Source organism: Pseudomonas sp. MWU16-30323 (assembly GCF_020515595.1).
GTDB classification, from domain to species: Bacteria; Pseudomonadota; Gammaproteobacteria; order Pseudomonadales; family Pseudomonadaceae; genus Aquipseudomonas; species Aquipseudomonas yamanorum.
The window spans coordinates 1-993 of record NZ_JAIWYM010000083.1; the positions used below are offsets into that span (position 1 = coordinate 1).

At 63.9% G+C, this 993-nt stretch carries 1 protein-coding gene; it reads left to right on the plus strand.

All coding sequences use genetic code 11. From position 1 onward, the window contains the following. Positions 1-993 (plus strand): type VI secretion system tip protein TssI/VgrG (gene tssI / locus LIY45_RS30525; RefSeq protein WP_226478714.1); only part of this gene is annotated, 993 nt, incomplete at both ends.

Here is a 993-nt window from a genome sequence, read left to right on the forward strand (position 1 = left end):
CAAAGCGACCTGCGCTACACCTTCACCCCGCTGCGGGGCGATCCCTTCGAAGTGGTCTCGTTCACCCTCGAAGAAGGCCTGTCCCAGCCATTCAAACTCACGCTGGAACTGGTCAGCCATCACCCCGCTATCGACTTCTACCGCATGCTCGACCTGGCCGCGCTGTTCACCCTCTGGCGCGGTGACACCCCGGTGCGCTACGTCCACGGCTTGGTCAGCCTGTTCCAGCAGGGCGACACCGGCTTTCGCCGTACCCGCTACACCGCCGTGGTCGAGCCGACCCTGGCGCGCTTCGGCCTGCGCTCCAACTGGCGCATCTTCCAGGGCCAGACCGTGCCCGACATCATCATCGGCATGCTGGCGGAACAGAAACTGACCGATGTCAAAACCTACCTCTGCTTCGCTCATCAACCTCGCGAGTACTGCGTACAAGCTGGCGAAACCGACCTTGATTTCATCGCTCGCCTGGCTGCCGAAGAAGGCCTGCTCTACACCTTCGAACACCGCGCCGATGGCCACACCCTATGGCTCACCGACCGCGTCGGCGGCCTGGGCACCATCGGCACCCACACCGACTGCCCGGTGGTCTACCAGCCCATGAGCGGCGGCGACGCCATGGAACCGGCCCTGAACCGCTTCCACTACACCGAACAGGTACGCACCGCCGTGCAGGTGCAGCGCGACTACACCTTCACCCATCCGCGCTACAACCAGCAGCACACCGCCACCGGCGACCAGGACCTGAACAACCAGCACAAGGATTACGAACGTTACGACTACCCCGGCCGCTACAAGCGCGACATCGCCGGCAAGCCCTTCACCAAGACGCGCCTGGCCGCGCTGCGCAACGACGCCAAACTGGCCCATCTGGAAGGCGATGATGAACGCCTGCAACCGGGGCTGGCCTTCGACCTCAACGATCATCCGCGTGAGGACTTCAATGACCGCTGGCGCACCATCGCCATCAAGCACGAGGGCAAGCAGCACACCAGC